Here is a 263-nt window from a genome sequence, read left to right as displayed (position 1 = left end):
GCCGTCAGCCCGCCGCCGATGACCACGATCGGCAGGCGCACCTCCAGATTGGCGACCGAGTCCGACTTCGCCGCGCCGGTGAGCTGCAGCGCCATCAGGAAGTCCGATGCCATGCGCACGCCGCGGGCGAGCGCGTTGGGCATCGGGATGAAGGTCGGCCGGCCGGCGCCCGCACACAGGGCGATGTGGTCGAAGCCGGCGGCGAAGGCGTCCTCGATCGTCAGCGTGCCGCCGAAGCGCACGCCGCCGGTCATGTCGAACGC

General features: G+C 72.2%; 1 protein-coding gene. It reads right to left on the bottom strand.

The window, feature by feature from the left end:
* A partial coding sequence (locus SB717_RS36845; protein WP_410908032.1) for a hypothetical protein occupies positions 1-263 on the bottom strand: 263 nt, incomplete at both ends.

It is taken from the genome of Priestia sp. SIMBA_032 (assembly GCF_046535215.1).
Taxonomy (GTDB): Bacteria; Bacillota; Bacilli; order Bacillales; family Bacillaceae_H; genus Priestia; species Priestia aryabhattai.
This window is presented reverse-complemented; position numbering and strand designations above follow the sequence as displayed.